Raw genomic sequence first — 17124 nt, forward strand, 5'->3', positions numbered from 1 at the left:
GAATCCTTTACTGGCGCAGTTCCTCTGCGGCCTCGATGTCGATGATGCGGTGGACGGAGAGGACCCGTTCGGTGTCCTTGGCCGGATCGAACACGCGGACCCTGCCCCCGCTTACTGATAGCGGAACAACAACTTCCAGGCTGGCATTCCCCAGGTTGTCCACCACGTTCATGTTGATCCGCTGCTTGAGCCGGATGGCCCTTTGCAGCGCCTCAAGCCCCAGCTGCGTGGCAACCTCGCTGCCGCTCGCTGCTCCGGGGTGGTGCCCGACGGCGGTGCCGGCTTGCCGCAGCACGTCCAGCTGCGCTTCCACCTCCTCAGCCGCGGGCGCCATCCGCGGGGCGGTGTACACCGGGCGCAGGCTCTCGTGGGGTGCAGAGGGCCGGCGGAGGTGCGCTGCGGGTTCGGCCCCGTCCACCGACGGGGAGAGGCCCAGGCTGCGGAGCACGGCGGCAAGCTCGCGGGGCGGCGCGGAGGACGCGACAACCGTGGGGGCCAGCCTGACAAGGCCCAACTGGGCAGCCTTGGGTCCCGCCAGCAGGTCCGTGAGCGCGGTTTCATCCTCGCTGTGGATGAAGCTCGCAGCCTGGCCCACGTGCAGTCTGCCGTGCCGCGAAGCGGTGTCCTCCACCAGGTACTGCAGCGGCTGGGGAACCGCCGTGGCCGAGTGCTCCCGGAGGAATGCCAGCAGGCCGGCGGCGTCGTAGCCGCCGTCCAGTGCGCGTTTGATCGACTCCGCGGAGAACCGGTAAATGGTGGCAGGACCCTGCCCCTCGGCGTCGGCCATTCCCTGGAGCTGTTCCGTCAGTGCAGGGGAGAGGTAACCGGGAGCAACAGCGGTCAGGTCAGCCTGCAGCAGCACGTGGTTCAGGGCGGCGGGCAGATGTTCGCCCAGAATGGCAAGGGCGGCATCGGGGTCGTCCTCCGCGAAGGCGCTCCCCAGCTGGCTCAGGGCCCCGGAGCCCACCAGGCCCAGCATTTCAGCCTCGGCAAGGACGCCCCGGATCAGGGAACTGAACCGCCGGGCCATCCGCGGCTGGGACCATTCGGCGCGCTGCAGCACCGCGGCGGCATCAAGGACGGGCGCGCCACCGTCGCCGTCCTCGGCTTCCCGCGTCAGCTCAAGCAGGATTTCCAGGATGCGTTTGCGGACCACCGGGGCATCCGGGCGCTGGGCCCCGGCGGACAAGGCGGCGATCGTGGTGCCGGAGGCCGAGCGGGCGGCCGCCGCCCCAGGCGCTGAATTGACGGGTTGGCCCACCATGGAGGGCACGCGCTCGCTGGCCAGCCAGGCGTTCACCAGCCACAGCCATTGTTCCTGCCGGGGCAGGACCAGCCACTCCAGCTCCGGCGGCTGCACCCACGATGACGAATCGACGTCGAGGCGGATCAGGCCGGCCAGGCCGCACAGCTCCAGCAGCCGGCCCACCGCGCCCTGGTCAATGCGCAGCTGGTCGGACAGCCGCCGCAGCTCGCGGACGCCCACGCCCCCGCTTCGCAGGGTGGCCAGCGGCTGCGTCTTAACCGCATGCAACAGTTCGGAGACCAGCCGAAGGGTTTCGGAAATAGCACTCAGGGCCGCATTCCTGCGCAGCGCCGCGGTGGTGCGGCCAAGTTCGGCAACCGGCGGTGAAAGGGTGAAGTCATTGATGATTGCGCCGCCGCGCAGTGCCAGTCCCACGCTGTGCGGCAGCTCAACGTGCGCCGCGTCCAGCGGCACCAGCAGCCCGCGTGCAAGGAGCCAGTCCACGGGCCCGACGTCGGCCCCCTCCGTGGCGACCGAGGCTTTCCGTTGCGCCTGGGGGACGGCACCCATGGCCCAGTTCCGGAACTTGGCAAGCAGCGCCGTCGTCCGCTCCGGGGCCTTGGCCAGGATGTCCTGCAGGGCTTCGGGGGACGATGTCCAGTGCTGAAGCGCCAGGGCCGCCTCCATCGGCGTGGTGGCGCCGTGGATCGCGAACCCGCTGCGGTGCAGCTCGGCGACCAGCTGCACCGCCCGTTGCGCGAAGGCCGGCTGAAGGCGGACCAGCTCCGTGTAGCTCCGGCCCAGCCCTGCCGGGTAGATGCCCACCACGTCCTTGAGCGAGCCCACCGGCAGGAAGAATTGCTGGCCGGCCGCGGCAGGGGTGCCGTGCGGGGGAGCGGCGGGGTGCACCAGGGCAAGCTCCTGCAGGGTGCCGATGATCTGCTCAACGACTGCCGGCGAGGAACCGCGGATCAGCTGGTGCAGGCCTTCCGCCGAGGCGCTGTGCCCGGTGTCCGTGTTGGTGCAGAGGTGCAGGGTCTCCAGGACCTGCATCTGCGGGCGGTTGAGCCGCTCGAGGGCGCGCTGGACGCTGACGCGGGAAGTGGCGCGCGCCGCCAACGCCGCGAAATCCGGAACGGAGGGGGAGATGAGGTCCGGCCGCGCGGCGAACAACGCCCGCAGCGAATCGTCGCTGCGTGCCTCCAGTTCCATGCCGAGCGCGCGAATAAGGGACATCAGTCCAACGTTACCGCCGCTCAGCCTTTCCCGCCCGCCGACGGGCGGCGACGCCGTCCAGGACCACTACCAGCATCAGGATGAAGGCCACCGGGAGGCCGTACAGCGCGGAGTAGGTGACCCATGTGGGGGCCACCGACCCGGTGAAGGCAAGCGCCATGACCATCCCTACGGCTATGAGGGACAGCACGGCAATAACAGCGGCGAGGACCATCAGCGGCCGCCGGTAACGCGAGGGAGTCATGGACGTAACGCTACAGCGGCTGCATTGGTGGGGTTAAACACTCCCGGCGCCCTTGCGCCTGCGGCGGAACAGTGCTGGGGAAAGCGTAATGAGGGCATCCGGCAGGATAACCTTGAAGGATACAGACCAACACGGTTTGCGCTTGCCATACCTTGAACCCGCACAACAATGCGGATGCGGTGGCAGGCGGCCGTGTCTCATGACAGCAGAACGAAGAAGGTTGATTACGTGCCTACCGGCAAGGTCAAGTGGTATGACAAGGACAAGGGCTTTGGGTTCCTCGCGGGCGAAGACGGCCAGGAGGTCTTCCTGCCCAAGTCGTCGCTGCCCGAAGGGGTAACGGAGCTGAAAGCGGGCACCCGGGTGGAGTTCGGTGTGGCGGACGGCCGCAAGGGAGCGCAGGCACTGGGCCTGCGGGTGCTGGACAAGACCCCGTCCATTGCCAAGGCGAAGCGTCCCAGCGCCAAGGACCTCGCCCCGCTGGTGCAGGACCTGGTGACCGTCCTGGACAATCTGTCCGGCACCCTCTCCAAGGGCAAGTACCCGGACGGCAACAAGGGCAAGGCCATTGCTGCCGCCCTGCGCAAGGTTGCCGACGAGCTGGACGTTTAAGCGCCCATGAATCCCCAATCTGAACAGCCGGGCGCGCCAGTGCAGGAGCAGGCTGCCAAGACCCCGCCCAAGCGCAAGGCCGGCGTGCCCGTGTGGCGTACGGGCAAGCCTGACGCTTTCCTGGCCGCGGCTGTTGATGCCGCCCGGAGCGCAGTGGAAAGCATCACGCCGGCCGCCACCATCGGCGCGCACCTTGCGGCCAAGAGCGAGGGCGACCGGCTGGTGACGCACCTGTTCGAGTCCCGGCTGCCCGGCTACGCAGGGTGGCAGTGGTACGCGGTGCTGACCCGGAACTCGCGCTCCAAGGTGGTCACGGTCAACGAACTGGGCCTGCTGCCGTCCGAGGATTCCATCCTCGCCCCGGAGTGGGTGCCGTGGGCCGAGCGTGTCCGTCCCGAGGACGAACAGCCGCAGGAGCCTGAAGCGGGTGGCCACGAAACAGAGGCCCAGGAAACAGACGGCCAGGAGAACGGTGGTCCCTTGACGGCGGAACCCGCCGAGGCCGCCGACGGCCACGCTGCGGAAGGGGACCCAGGGCCGGCAGGGGAATCGGCGGACGACGACGGAGCGCAGGCAGGAGCCTAGCCGCACCTTTACCGCGAGGCCGGCCCCGCCCTTTGCCAGGCACAACGAAAACGGCGCCGTCCGGGATAAACCCGGGCGGCGCCGTCGTACGTTAAGCGTGCCAGCGTATGGACAGGGCCTGATGGTCCACTGTGCCTACTTGCGCAGCTCGCCCACCACGTAGTCAATGCTGGCAAGCAGGGCCGAGACGTCGCTGGGCTCGATGGCCACGAAGGTGGCGATGCGCAGCTGGTTGCGGCCCAGCTTCCGGTAGGGCTCGGTGTCCACGATGCCGTTGGCGCGCAGGATCTTGGCCACTGCGGCGGCGTCCACCGACTCATCGAAGTCGATGGTGGCGATGACGTTGGAGCGTTCCTCCGGCTTGGCAACGAACGGGGTGGCGAAATCGGAAGCCTCGGCCCAGCTGTAGATGCGTCCGGCTGAATCGGCGGTGCGTGCAGCTGCGAAATCCAGGCCGCCGTTGGAATTCAGCCACTGCACCTGGGCATCCAGGGTCACCAGCGTGGACAGCGAGGGCGTGTTGTAGGTCTGGTTCAGGCGGGAGTTGTCAATGGCAGTCTGGAGGTCCAGGAAGTCCGGGATCCAGCGGCCGCTGGCCTTGATGCGGGCGGCCCGGTCAAGAGCGGCGGGGGAGAACAGGCCAAGCCACAGGCCGCCGTCAGAGGCGAAGTTCTTCTGGGGCGCGAAGTAGTAGACGTCGCTCTGGGCAACGTCCACATCCAGGCCGCCGGCAGCCGAGGTGGCGTCCACCAGGACAAGCGATCCCTCGTCGACTCCGGAAACCCGCTGGACCGGGGCTGCCACACCGGTGGAGGTCTCATTCTGCGGCCAGGCATAAACGTCCACCCCGGCCTCGGCCTGTGCCATTGGTCGGGTGCCGGGCTCGGACTTGATGATCGAGGAGGCTTCCAGGAAAGGTGCCTTGTTGGTGGCCGCAGCGAACTTGGACCCGAACTCGCCAAAGGAGAGGTGCTGGGCCTTCTTCTCCACCAGGCCGAAGCTCGCGATATCCCAGAAAGCAGTGGAGCCGCCAACGCCAAGGACAACCTCGTAGCCTTCCGGGGCGCGGAAGAACTGGCTCAGCCCTTCACGGACGGACCCCACCAGGTTCTTGACCGGGGCTTGGCGGTGAGAGGTGCCGAGGATGGTTTTGGACGCTGCGGCGAGGGCATCGATCTGTTCCTGCCGGACCTTTGACGGACCGGCACCGAACCGTCCGTCCTTGGGCAGGAGGTCGGCGGGAATCGTGATGCTGGTGTCGCTCACAGGTGCTCCAATTTCGGCGGGGACGAACGCTTTGGTCCGCACGGGCGGGTTGTGGTGGCCGGCAGCCGGGCGGCGGCTGTGCCATAGGCCTTTCCCATTCTGCCTGAACAGCGGCGGTGGGCGGCAACCGGCAGCGGCAAAGTCCAGACACTGAGACAACGCGGCGGGCGTGCAAGTGTCCCGCCTGTGCAACCCTTCCGCGTGCACCTGTTGCGGCTCCCCTTGGGGCCGCAGCTATTCGGACAAAGTCAAAATAGGCTAAGCTTTCCCCCGGACTACCTCGCGGGAAGAGGCGATACGGTGGGACAACGCAAGGTACTGCGCTCGAGGAGCTGAGCTGGATGACGGATCTGATCGACACTACGGAGATGTACCTCAGGACCATCCTGGAGCTTGAGGAAGAAAACATCGTTGCCCTCCGGGCCCGTATTGCCGAGCGCTTGCGCCACTCCGGCCCCACCGTCTCCCAGACCATCGGCAGGATGGAGCGCGATGGACTCGTTGTTGTCTCTGGTGACAGGCATTTGGAGCTCACTGACACCGGGCGCAAGCGCGCCACGGAGGTGATGCGCAAGCACCGGCTGGCCGAACGCCTGCTGGCGGACGTCATCGGGCTGGACTGGGCCTACGTCCACGATGAAGCCTGCCGCTGGGAACATGTGATGAGTGAGCGGGTGGAGCGCCGCATCTACGAGATACTGGACCACCCCACCGAATCCCCGTACGGCAACCCCATCCCGGGCCTTGCCGCGCTGGGCGGCCGGCCGGCCCCCGGCTTCGGTGACGGCGCCATCAGCCTGGTGGAGGCGATGAAGAGCTACGTGCCTGCTTCCGGCGTGACCATCAGCCGCCTCGCGGAGCCGATCCAGGTGGAGCCGGAGCTGCTGTCGCAGTTGGACGAAGGCGGAATCCGGCCCGGCGCTGCAGTGGCCCTGGAGCGCGTGGGCGACTACATCTCGGTGCGGGTGGCCGGGATTGAAGGAGCGCTGGAGCTTCCGCCGGAGGTTGCCGCACACGTCTTTGTGGCCGTCAAGCAGGGCTGAAGCGAAACTTCCATACCCCGGACCTGCCCTTCCAGCCAAAGATAACGGAATTGTTACCTAGGGTCTTAAGCCCCTATAGTAGAACCAGTCGTTTGAAACTTAAGCGTTACCTGATCCGGAGCCGAGCTCTGCCAGCGGATCGGGTGCACGAGTCGTTACTGGCAGAGGCGGGGGAACCACAAGCGGCAGCGGGGGACTGCCTTGGGGTGAAGTCCGTCAGCAGCAAGCCTCTCCAGTGAAGGATTCTTCCGGGAATACCCCTGCGCAGAAGCTTGCCCTTGGCGGGCCGGGTCTTTGATCTCTCTGACCCGAATCCGACAGCTAACTCCGCAGGCTTTTCCAGAGAGGAACCCTTCTTGACCATGCAAACCCCCCGGGGACGCCGCCGTGCTGCCGGCCCCCCTTCGGCGCCGCGGGTTGTCGAAGTTGTCGCAGCGGAGCGCCCCCGCGACCTCCATCGCGACGCCCGCCGCCGCCGGGGTCCGTTCCGCCAGATGACGGAGTTTGCCGCTGCCAGCGGCATCGGCCAGAAGGCCGGCATTGCCCTGGCAGCCACCGGCCTGGTGCTGACCGTGACCGTGCCCGCCACAAGTCCCGTTATGGCCACTGATGCCGCCGGCAGCGCCCCGCTTGCAGCCTCCTCTGTCACGCCGCAGCCCGAGATCTCGGCCGACATCGGTGCCCAGATCGACTTCAGCCGGTCCGCCGTGGTGACCCAGGCGGACCCGGACGGGAAGCTAAAGCAACTGCTGAGTGCCCAGTCGGCCGGCTCCGTGACGCGTGCCGCGTCAGCCGGCACCCTGGCCGCACCGCTGGCATCCCTTGCCACCGCTTCCCCCTTCGGTTACCGGGTCAGCCCGATTACTGGAGGCTCGGGCGACTTCCACCGGGGCCAGGACTTCGTGGCGCAGTGTGGGACATCCGTCCTGGCGGCCGCCACGGGTACCGTGACCTTCGCGGGCTGGCATCAGTTCGGCGGCGGAAACCGAGTGGTCATCGACCACGGGAACGGGCTGGAAACCACCTACAACCACCTGTCGTCCTTCAATGTGAAGGTGGGCCAGACCGTCTCCCGCGGGGATGTGGTGGCGCTGAGCGGCACCACTGGTGCGTCCACCGGCTGCCACCTGCACTTCGAAGTCCAGGTCAATGGCGAAGTGGTCGATCCCATGGGCTGGTTGTAACCGAATGATTGCGCACTCTCAGATCGCCGTGACTAGCCGTGACCTGAATGTGACATTGAAACAAAACTGTTGTACCGTCTAACTCGCGTCAACTTTTCCGAAGTTGACGCTCTTGAGTGGATTGCCTAACTCTGCCACCGCTCAAGGTCCGTTCGCATTTCATCGTCTGGCAGGGGCGGGGGAACCAATTTCGGCCTTCATTCAGAAGGCCTTGGGGTTAAGTCACAAGCTTCCCAGGAAGCAGCGTGGCCGGGTGACTCCCATCCGAATCCGACAGCTCACCTCGCAGGCATTGGGAGAGGCTACCTTCGTGTCTTCACGCCATAATTCTGCGCGCCACCGTGCGCAAACGGTTCGCACCAACCCCTTGGATGCCGTTTCCAAGGCCGTGAGTGCAAATGCCGGGACCGTAGGCCGCCAGGCTGCCGTTGTGGCAGCCGCCTCGGGCCTGATCCTGAGCATGGGCCTGCCGGCCACTGCTGCTGATACCACTGCCGGTGTCTCAGCTTCCACTGAGTCCGGTTCGGCCCAAACGGCCCTCGCAGTCACCGCTGCCCCCACCGCCACGGTTTCCTTTGAACGTCCCGTGGTCAAAACCACCGCTGCTCCCAAGGTGCAGCCGGTGCGTACCCAGTCCACCGACACGGCCACCGCTGCTGCTGCTGCCGGCCAGGACGCCGCGCCGGCCGCCAAGACCGCCCAGACCGTCTCCTCGGCGGCGACCTCGGGCATCGCAGCCATCGCCTACACCGGCATCGGCCACTCGTACGTGTGGGGCGGCACCAGCCCCGTCACCGGCTGGGACTGCTCCGGGTTCGTGCAGTGGGTTTACGCCCAGGCAGGCATCAGCATTCCCCGCACCAACGCGTGGAGCATCATGACCCCCACCTCCGCGCCGCAGCCGGGTGACCTGGTTGTCCAGAACGGCGGCGCCCACGTTGGCATCTACGTCGGCAACGGCATGATGATCAGCGCACTCAACCCCTCACAGGGCACGCTGCTCCACTCGCCTGCAGCCACCGGTACCTCGTCGTACTACCACCTCAACAAATAGTTCTTGGGCTCCGTGCTCCAAGGGCTATTTCTTTGCCCAAAGCTTCTTCGCTAGAAACCACATCCCCGTTCGGGACGCGCCGGCGTACCCCCAAGATGCCGGCGCGTCCAACACACTTTGCCTGCCTACCTGCGGTTGCAAGGAAAACGAAAGAGAGAACTGATGACGACTCGTGCTACCGCACGGCACCGCGCCGAGGTCACCAAGACCAACTCGATCGCTGTCATTGCCAAGGCTGTCAGCGACAACGCCGGCGGCATGGGCCGCCAGGCTGCGGTCATCGCCGCCGCTTCCGGCCTGGTCCTGACCAGCGGCATTGCGGCCAACGCCGCCGATGCCAACGTCAAGCGCGACTCTGCTCCCGCCTCCGCGCTGGAAGTTGAATCCGCCGTCGACGCCCCGATTTCCGCCGCTTCCACCATTGCGATCAGCTTCGAGAAGCCAGCTGTGACCACCACGCCGGCCCCCGTCGTCGAGCCCGAGCCCCAGGTTCAGGTGGAGGAAGCTGCCCCTGCTCCCGCCGCCCAGCCCGTTGCCGCTCCCAAGGTCACCGCCAAGGTCGCCACCGCCGCTGCCCCGGCCGCTCCCGCAGCCCAGGCTTCTGCCAGCGGCAAGGGTGCTGCAATCCTCTCCGCCGCCTACGCCCAGCTTGGCGTCCACCAGGACTGCACCATGCTGGTGACCAACGCCCTGGCCGCCGTCGGCATCCACTTCCACGACTGGCCCGCCGGCTACCTGTCCCTGGGGGACACGGTGCCTGCTTCCCAGGCACAGCCCGGCGACCTGATCTACTACGCCGATGGTGGCGGAGGAATGGCACACATCGCTGTTTACGCCGGAAACGGCATGGCCGTGCATGGCGGCTTCAACGGCAACGACACCGTGGTCTTCAGCGCAAACGTGGGCTCCGGGCCGGTTTTCATCCACGTCAGGTAAGCACCGCATGTCCGGCACTGGCAACAGCCAGTGCTTGTCCAAGGACCCCCGCCCTCGCAGCGGGGGTCCTTGGCGTTTAAGAAGTTCCCCGCAGGGGACTGATGCCTGCCCTGCTGGGGAACGTTCCCCGCAGGGAATCCGGGCGGCGATTACCTGATTTTGCACTTCTCTGTTTACTCTTGTGATGTCGATCCATAGCCCGGACATGCCGAGGGCAGCCGGCCCTCGTGCCCCTGACGGGTGCGGCCGTGAAGAGGTAAGTGCATGCGCACTCTCGTTCTGAATGCTGGATATGAACCGCTGGCGGTCATTACTTTCCGCCGGGCGCTGGTGCTTGTGCTCACGGGCAAGGCGAGCGTCGTGGCCGAAGGGGATGACCCTGTCGTGGGACCCACGGACGTCCTGGGCCGCCCGTCCGTGATCCTCCTCAACCGGTACATCCGGCCCCGATACAACCACTCCACGGCTGTCAGCCGCAGGGGCGTACTCAGACGCGACGGCCATAAATGCGCATACTGCGGCAAGGCAGCGCATACCATCGACCATGTGCACCCCAAGTCCCGGGGCGGGGCTGACTCGTGGGAGAACCTGGTGGCAGCCTGTCTTCGCTGCAACAACGTCAAGGGCGACCACACCCCGACCGAGATGGGCTGGAGCCTGCGCTTTGTGCCGGAGCCTCCGCGCGGCACCAACTGGCAGATCAAGGAACTGGAAAAGCCCACGCCCGCGTGGGATCCGTTCCTCCTGCCCGAACGCGCCGCCTGACCTCCGCTTTCGACGGGAGTGATCGCTGCCCCGCCTGATGGCTAGGCTGGGGGAGTGCAAGAGAACAGCCTGGTTTTTGATGCCCTGATTTTGGCCGGGGGCCGGTCCTCGCGGCTGGGCGGGGTACCCAAACAGTCCCTTGTCTTCCAAGGCCAAACGCTCTTGGAACGGGCCCTGGACGCCGCAGCCGGCGCCCGCCGCACTGTCGTCGTCGGCGACAGCGCCTTCCTGCCATCCCAAAGCACAACACCCCGCCCTGTATCCCCGGCAGCCTGGCCGGCCGACGTGCTCACCTGTCGGGAAGAGCCGCCGTTCGCAGGGCCTGCCGCTGCCATCGCGGCTGGTTTGAACACCTTGGGCGAAAATGGCGGAGCGGCCCCCTTCACCCTGGTGCTGGCCTGCGATATGCCGTTGGCCTCCGAAGCGGTGGCCGTGTTGCGGAAGGCTCTTGCCGCATCTGCAGCACGCCCCGGGGGAGGCGGAGGAGGCGGCGTGATGGCCCTGGCCGGCGACGGGAAGGTCCAGCCGCTGGCGGCCTTTTACAGCACGCCCGGGTTAAAACAAGCCTGCGCGGAGTTGGCCGCACGCGACGCGTTGGTCAACGGCTCCGTCCGGGCTCTCCTTGCTAGTCTGGACGTGCAGCTTGTCACAGTCCCCGCCGGGTCCACCTCCGACGTGGATACCTGGGACGATGCTGCCGCGCTGGGGGTTGCCGCCAGGAGCCAGCGTGAATGCAAGGACCGGAGCGCGGGCGGAACTAACGTGGGAGGCAAGTCGTGAAAAGCCAGGACGAAACGCTGGAGGAATGGTGCAGGGCCCTCCTCCAGGCGTACAAGCTCGAGGACGTCCAGGTAGACATCAACGCGGTGCTGGCACTCGCCGGCGTTGCCGCCCATGCCGTTGTCCGGCCGGCCGCACCGCTTACCACCTTCATTGCCGGCTTCGCCGCAGGCCTGGCTGCCGCTCCCGGCAGGGAGCTGGACGCAGCCTCCATGGACGCGGCGCTGGCCGTTGCCCGCACCCTGGCAGCTGACTACGAGGCTGAAGCCGCCGGGACTCCCGGCGAATGACAGCAGAAGCCCAGAGCGATCCGATGGCACCGCCCGGTTCCGGGCCGGAGAATGCCGGACCGGCAGAAGCCGCCGCGGAAGAAAGTGGTACGGCTGGGGCTGAATCCGGCGACACGGAGCCGGGCGAAACCGAACCAGGGCATGCCCACCACCATCACCTGGCACACACGTGGGAAGAGGCCAGGCAGGCCGCCTACGATGCGGCCACCCCGATTCCTCCCAGCCCCGTGGCCCTGCAGATCGCCTTGGGCCGGAAACTTGACCAGGACATCGTGGCCCTCCAAAACATGCCGCACTATGCGTCCTCGGCCATGGACGGCTGGGCGGTCAACGGAAGCGGTCCATGGATCCCGGTGGAGCCGGGCACCCGGCTGGCGCCGCACCAAGCCAGTCCCATTGCCACCGGCGGCCTGATTCCCGCGGGTGCCAAGGCGGTCCTACGTACCGAGAGTGCAGTCCTCGGCCGGGACGATGAGGGCCCGGTGGTGATGGTCGGAGGCAAGGCCAGGCCGGGCGAACCCCGCGCGGGCGAACACATCAGGAAGGCCGGGGAGGAAGCCCTTGAAGGGGACGTCCTGGTCAAGGCCGGGGTGGAACTCAACCCGGCACACCTGGCCCTGGCGGCACTGGCAGGCTACGACGAAGTGCAGGTCCAGGGAAAGCCGGTGGTGCGGCTGGTGCTGACCGGATCCGAGGTGGTGGAACGTGGTACCCCGGCTCCCGGCCAGGTTCGCGACACGTTCGGCCCGCAACTGCCGGCCGTCGTCGCCATGCTCGGAGGTATCCACGCAGGACAGCAGCGGATCGGCGACTCGTACGCCGAATGGCTTGCGGCGCTCGAAGACGTGCTGCCGGAGGTGCCGGACGCGCCCGACCTGCCGGCCGACGTCGTCATTACCACCGGGGGCACTGGGCGCTCAGGCACGGACCACCTTCGGCGGGCCGTTGCCGAACTCGGCGGGCGGCTCATCATCGACGGCGTGGCAATGCGGCCCGGCCACCCTGCCGTCCTGGCCGAACTGCCGGACGGACGCTTTGTCCTTGGACTTCCCGGCAACCCGCTCGCGGCCATGATGGCCCTGTCCACCGTCGGCGCACCATTGTTCGCCGCCTTGGGGCACCGCGCTATGCCCGCCGTGCAGGAAGTACCGTGCGGCACCATGATCGACGCCGATCCCGGACGCACCCGCCTGATGCCGTTCCGGCTGCTGTATGGGATGGCTTCCCCTGCGCAGCACACAGGCCCCGGCATGATGCGCGGCCTGGCAGCCGCCGACGGCGTGCTGGTGGTGCCGCCGCACGGCGTGCAGCTGGGCGAGGCGGTGCCCGCTTTCGCGCTGCCTTGGGGGCCACCCATTCCGCCGCCCAAGGAAGGGGCGGCCAAAGCCAAGCCGAGAAGCAATGCACGGGGCAGCCAGGCCAAGGGTAAACCGGCATCCAACGGGCCCGTGGACTGGAGCGCGCTCCTGGGCTGAAACTAGAGGGCCGGAACCCCAATGCCCGCGTTCGTGCGCTGGGCCGTTGGATCGTGGCCTATAGACTGCCGGCCTCTGGACTGTGGGCTTCTGGACTGTGGGTCTTGGATTGGGGCGGGCCGCGATGGTGCCATGATGGAGTAATGAACAGGCAGGGTGGAACATGGGACGCGTAACCCAGCGCCGCAAGGTGCACAAGTATGTCCTGGACGGTTCGCCGGCCGCCCTGGAGTACCCGGTCCGACACCGCGAAGACGTCCTGGCCGTCGAGGAACCGCTCGAAATCCGGTTGGGCAGGCTCTCCTACTCGGTCACCATGCGCACGCCAGGGGACGACTTTGACCTGGTGGCAGGCTTCCTGGTGTCCGAGGGGGTCATCTGGGCGCCCGAACAGTTGGTATCACTGCGTTTCTGCGCCGGTGAGGATGAAAACGGGGTCCAGACGTTCAATGTGGTAGAGGCCCAGCTGAGGCCGGACGTCCCGCTTCCCGATACCGGGCGCAAGGTCTACACCTCAAGCTCCTGCGGCATCTGCGGCACGGATTCCATCGAAGCAGTGCGGAAATCGTCCCACTTCAGCCCGCAGGCGGACCCGCTGATGGTGGACGCAAACGTCCTGGCGTCCCTGCCCGCGCTGCTGCGGAAATCCCAGCGCGTCTTTGACGATACCGGGGGCGTGCACGCGGCGGGCCTGTTCAAGATTGAGGACGACGGCGGGCCGCGGCTTCTGTGCCTCCGCGAAGACGTTGGGCGGCACAACGCAGTGGACAAAGTGGTGGGCTGGGCATTGCGCGAAGGCCTCCTGCCGCTGACCGGGACGGTCCTCCAGGTGTCCGGACGGGCATCCTTCGAACTGGTGCAGAAAGCTGCCCTTGCGGGGATCCCCGTCCTGTCCGCCGTCAGCGCCCCTTCGAGCCTGGCTGTGGAACTGGCCGAGGCCAACGGACTGACCGTGGCCGGGTTCAGCCGGGGTACCAGCTTCAACGTCTACGCCGGGGACGCGCGGATCCTGCGGCCCGAACCGGCCTTGCCTGTTGCACAGGGGCCCGGTGCATACGGGTCCGGCGCATAGCGGCCTGGCGCGCGGGGCCGCCTGCGGCGCCCGAGCAGCCGGCGGATAACTGCACAAGGGGTTGGTTGCAGTGCCGCCAGCGGGTAGATTTTGTCCATCGAATGGACGCGATGATCCAGTCTCAAGCCTAAAGAGGACATATTTTGCATGACGACCGCAGGATCACGGAAGTCCGCCTGGCAAGGTTCGTGCGCGAGCGCATTGCCCCCGCCGTCTACAGCAGGTCGGTTCCGCTTGCCCTGAGCAGCTGGGAAGTTCCGGACGAACCGGTCCCCGCGCTCGACGCGATGCGGCAGGAGTTCCATCCGCAGGAGCACGGCGCCGCCTGGGGCCGGCCGTGGGGTACCACCTGGCTGCGGCTGCAAGGCGAGGTGCCTGATTCCTGGGGCGGCGGCCCGGACACCGCAGTGGAGGTGGTGGTGGACCTGGGGTTCACCACCGAAGCGCCCGGCTTCCAGTGCGAAGGCATAGCGTGGCGGCCCGACGGCACCATCATCAAGGCCATCTCTCCCCGCAACCAGTACATCCCCCTGAAGCTGCTGGGCAGCGGAATGGCGGTGGACTTCTACGTGGAAGCGGCCGCGAACCCGGACATGGCACAGGGCTGGACCTTCGCCGCCACCCCGCTGGGCGACAAGGCAACCGCCGGGGGAGCGCCGCAGTACAGGCTCGGGAGCATCGCCATCGCTGAGCTCAACCAATGCGTGTGGGAACTCCAGCAGGACATTTGGACGCTGTCCGGGCTTATGGAACAGCTCCCGCTGGAGCTTCCCCGGCGCCATGAAATCCTCCGGGCCCTCGAACACATGATGGACGTGATGGACCCCGATGATGTTGCCGGCACCGCTGCGGCGGGACGTCAGGCGCTCGCTGGAGTCCTCGGCAGGCCGGCTTACGCGTCGGCTCACCAGTTGGTTGCCACGGGCCATGCCCACATTGACTCCGCATGGCTGTGGCCGGTCCGGGAAACCATCCGCAAATGTGCCAGGACATTCTCTAACGTGGTGGCCCTGATGGACGAAGACCCTAACTTTGTCTTCTCCTGTTCGTCCGCCCAGCAGCTGGCCTGGATCAAGGAGCTGTACCCGGAGCTGTTCAGCCGGATCCGGGAAAAAGTGCGGGCCGGACAGTTCGTCCCGGTGGGCGGCATGTGGGTCGAGTCGGACACCAACATGCCTGGCGGCGAAGCGATGGCGCGGCAGTTCGTGGAGGGCAAGGGCTTCTTCCTGGCTGAGTTCGGCGTCGAGTGCCGGGAAGCGTGGCTGCCGGACTCGTTCGGATACAGCGCTGCGCTGCCCCAGATCGTCAAGGCTGCCGGCAGCAGCTGGTTCCTGACCCAAAAAATCTCCTGGAACCAGACCAACAGGATGCCGCACCACACCTTCAACTGGGAGGGGATCGACGGCACCCGGCTGTTCACCCACTTCCCGCCCGTAGACACCTACAACTCGGACCTCAGCGGCCGCGACCTGGCGCACGCCGAGCGCAACTACCGGGACCACGGCCGCGGCTCCGTGTCGTTGGTGCCGTTCGGTTACGGCGACGGCGGCGGCGGCCCCACCCGGGAGATGCTCGCCGCTGCCGCCCGTACCGCGGACTTGGAGGGATCACCCAAGGTCAGGATTGGCTCCGCCGAGAGTTTCTTCCGGCAGGCCGAGGCAGAGTACCAGGCGCTGCCCGTGTGGGTGGGGGAGATGTACCTGGAACTGCATCGCGGTACCTACACCAGCCAGGCCCGCACAAAGAAGGGCAACCGGCGCAGCGAGCACCTGCTGCGGGAAGCGGAACTGTGGTGCGCCACGGCCGCTGTCCGGGGCGCGGGTTCTTACGACTACCCGGCCGCTGAGCTTAAGCGGCTGTGGCAGCTGGTGCTGCTGCAGCAGTTCCACGACATCCTTCCCGGGAGTGCCATCGCCTGGGTCCACCAGGACGCGGAGCGGAATTATCAAGCCATTGAAACTGCCCTCGAGGCACTGATCGGCCAGGCTGCTGCCGCGGTGCTGGGTTCCGGGGACCGGCAATTCCTGCTCAACGCAGCCCCGCATGCGAGGGATGGGGTTCCCGCGCTGGCCGCAGCTGAACCCGCGGCTCCCCAGGTACCGGCACAGGCCATGCCGGAGGACGGCGGCTTCATCCTGGACAACGGGATCATCCGGGCGGTGGTGGATTCCGATGGGCTTCTGTCCTCCCTGCGGGACCATGGCAGCGGCCGCGAAGCGATCGCTCCCGGCCAGCGCGGCAATCTGCTGGAACTGCACCGGGACACGCCCAACGAGTGGGATGCCTGGGACATCGACGAGTTCTATCGGCGCAACGTCACGCCACTGGTCCAGGCAGAGTCGGTCCGCCTTGCCAGCGAAGGCGGCAGTGCGGTGGTGGTCGTGGAGCGGACGGCCGGCACCTCGAAGCTGACCCAGCGCATCACGCTGGCGCCGGGCAGTCCATCACTGGAAATCACCACGACCGTGGACTGGCAGGAGCGCGAGAAGCTGCTGAAACTTGGTTTCGCCCTGGATGTGCGTGCGGACCGGTCCGCTGCCGAAACGCAGTTCGGCCACGTCTTCCGGCCCACCCATACCAACACGTCCTGGGAGGCGGCGAAGTTCGAGATCTGCGCCCACCGGTGGATCCACGTGGGCGAACCCGGCTATGGCGTGGCGGTCTCCAACTCATCCACGTACGGCCACGACGTAGGCAGGAGTGTCAGGGAATCCGACGGCGGCACCACCACTACGGTTCGCCTCTCCCTGCTGCGGGCGCCGAAGTTTCCCGACCCGGGTGCTGACCGTGGCCACCACGAGCTGACGGTGTCCATCCGGCCGGGTGCCGATATCGCGGACGCAGTCCAGGAAGGTTACCGGACCAATCTGGCGCCGCGGCTGGTCACCGGCGCCTCCCCGGTGGAGCCGCTCTTCACCGTCAGCAATCCCGCTTTGGTGATCGAGGCCGTGAAGCTGGCGCAGGACGGTTCGGGGGACGTAGTGGTCCGCCTCTACGAGTCGTTGGGACAGCGCTCGGCGGGGAGCATCACGGCGAACTTCCCGGTGCGGAACGTTCTTGCAACGGACCTCCTGGAACGCGGCACTGAAGCTCCCGGGGTGGCACCATGGGACAGCGGGGCGGAGCTCAAGCTGCGGCCGTTCCAGTTGGTGACATTGCGGTTTGCCCGGAAGTAGCGGCCCCGGAAGGCCTTTGCGTAGGTGCGGGGATTTCAGCAGCAGGGAAGTCCTTGTACCTGCCCGAAAGCTCTAGGAGCCGAGGGCCGGTAAGCTTCCGCTAAAGAGCCGTTAAACAGGCTGAGTGGGGGCGGTCCCCAACGATCCGCCACCACTCATC

General features: G+C 67.0%; 15 protein-coding genes and 2 riboswitches. Of the genes, 12 read left to right on the forward strand and 3 right to left on the reverse strand.

Going from position 1 to position 17124, the window contains the following annotated elements; translation table 11 throughout:
- Positions 1-7: 7 nt before the first annotated feature.
- Both LFT49_RS04615 and LFT49_RS04620 read right to left on the reverse strand, forming a co-directional pair.
- Entirely contained in the window at positions 8-2482 is a 2475-nt protein-coding gene (locus LFT49_RS04615) for a helicase-associated domain-containing protein (protein ID WP_237429881.1), read from the reverse strand.
- A 10-nt stretch (positions 2483-2492) separates the two neighbouring features.
- Complete coding sequence (locus LFT49_RS04620) at positions 2493-2726, reverse strand: hypothetical protein (protein ID WP_236801173.1); 234 nt, start codon at positions 2724-2726, stop codon at positions 2493-2495.
- Between the two features lie 228 nt (positions 2727-2954).
- Between LFT49_RS04620 and LFT49_RS04625 the strand changes: the two genes are divergently transcribed.
- On the forward strand, positions 2955-3338 hold the full coding sequence (locus LFT49_RS04625) for a cold-shock protein (protein WP_018762148.1): 384 nt from the start codon (positions 2955-2957) through the stop codon (positions 3336-3338).
- Between the two features lie 6 nt (positions 3339-3344).
- Positions 3345-3923 (forward strand): DUF3027 domain-containing protein, encoded by a 579-nt coding sequence (locus LFT49_RS04630; RefSeq protein WP_237429882.1) that lies wholly within the window; start codon positions 3345-3347, stop codon positions 3921-3923.
- Between the two features lie 135 nt (positions 3924-4058).
- Here LFT49_RS04630 and serC read toward each other — a convergent pair whose 3' ends face one another.
- A complete protein-coding gene (gene serC / locus LFT49_RS04635; RefSeq protein ID WP_236821326.1) occupies positions 4059-5189 on the reverse strand; it encodes a phosphoserine transaminase in 1131 nt (376 codons plus the stop codon).
- Between the two features lie 341 nt (positions 5190-5530).
- On the opposite strand from serC, the gene LFT49_RS04640 reads away from it, so the two are divergent.
- The 10 genes from LFT49_RS04640 to LFT49_RS04685 all read left to right on the forward strand — a co-directional run bounded on the left by LFT49_RS04640 (position 5531) and on the right by LFT49_RS04685 (position 16964).
- Positions 5531-6232 (forward strand): metal-dependent transcriptional regulator, encoded by a 702-nt coding sequence (locus LFT49_RS04640; protein WP_236801176.1) that lies wholly within the window; start codon positions 5531-5533, stop codon positions 6230-6232.
- 140 nt (positions 6233-6372) lie between these two features.
- A riboswitch (cyclic di-AMP (ydaO/yuaA leader) is annotated at positions 6373-6584 on the forward strand.
- Positions 6585-6594: 10 nt separating this feature from the next.
- Positions 6595-7416 (forward strand): M23 family metallopeptidase, encoded by an 822-nt coding sequence (locus LFT49_RS04645; protein ID WP_236802787.1) that lies wholly within the window; start codon positions 6595-6597, stop codon positions 7414-7416.
- A 128-nt stretch (positions 7417-7544) separates the two neighbouring features.
- A riboswitch (cyclic di-AMP (ydaO/yuaA leader) is annotated at positions 7545-7722 on the forward strand.
- A gap of 61 nt (positions 7723-7783) precedes the next feature.
- Positions 7784-8470, forward strand: a complete 687-nt coding sequence (locus LFT49_RS04650) for a C40 family peptidase (RefSeq protein WP_237429883.1) — start codon at positions 7784-7786, stop codon at positions 8468-8470.
- A 162-nt stretch (positions 8471-8632) separates the two neighbouring features.
- Positions 8633-9406, forward strand: coding sequence for an NlpC/P60 family protein (locus LFT49_RS04655; RefSeq protein ID WP_236801178.1), 774 nt, complete (start codon positions 8633-8635; stop codon positions 9404-9406).
- 264 nt (positions 9407-9670) lie between these two features.
- Positions 9671-10171, forward strand: coding sequence for an HNH endonuclease (locus LFT49_RS04660; protein ID WP_237429884.1), 501 nt, complete (start codon positions 9671-9673; stop codon positions 10169-10171).
- A gap of 54 nt (positions 10172-10225) precedes the next feature.
- Positions 10226-10951, forward strand: coding sequence for a molybdenum cofactor guanylyltransferase (gene mobA / locus LFT49_RS04665; RefSeq protein ID WP_236801180.1), 726 nt, complete (start codon positions 10226-10228; stop codon positions 10949-10951).
- Positions 10948-11241 (forward strand): DUF6457 domain-containing protein, encoded by a 294-nt coding sequence (locus tag LFT49_RS04670; RefSeq protein WP_236801181.1) that lies wholly within the window; start codon positions 10948-10950, stop codon positions 11239-11241. The genes mobA and LFT49_RS04670 overlap by 4 nt, the downstream gene beginning before the upstream one ends.
- The gene (locus tag LFT49_RS04675; RefSeq protein WP_237429885.1) at positions 11238-12716 is read left to right on the forward strand and encodes a molybdopterin molybdotransferase MoeA; all 1479 of its coding nucleotides are present in this window, start codon (positions 11238-11240) and stop codon (positions 12714-12716) included. Before LFT49_RS04670 ends, LFT49_RS04675 begins: the two co-directional genes overlap by 4 nt.
- 163 nt (positions 12717-12879) lie before the next feature.
- Positions 12880-13788 carry a formate dehydrogenase accessory sulfurtransferase FdhD gene (fdhD, locus tag LFT49_RS04680; RefSeq protein ID WP_237429886.1) on the forward strand — a complete coding sequence of 303 codons (909 nt, stop codon included), beginning with the start codon at positions 12880-12882 and terminating at the stop codon, positions 13786-13788.
- Positions 13789-13931: 143 nt separating this feature from the next.
- Positions 13932-16964, forward strand: a complete 3033-nt coding sequence (locus tag LFT49_RS04685; RefSeq protein WP_237429887.1) for an alpha-mannosidase — start codon at positions 13932-13934, stop codon at positions 16962-16964.
- The last annotated feature ends 160 nt before the right edge of the window (positions 16965-17124 follow it).

The organism is Arthrobacter sp. FW306-06-A (assembly GCF_021870055.1).
Classification (GTDB): Bacteria; Actinomycetota; Actinomycetes; order Actinomycetales; family Micrococcaceae; genus Arthrobacter.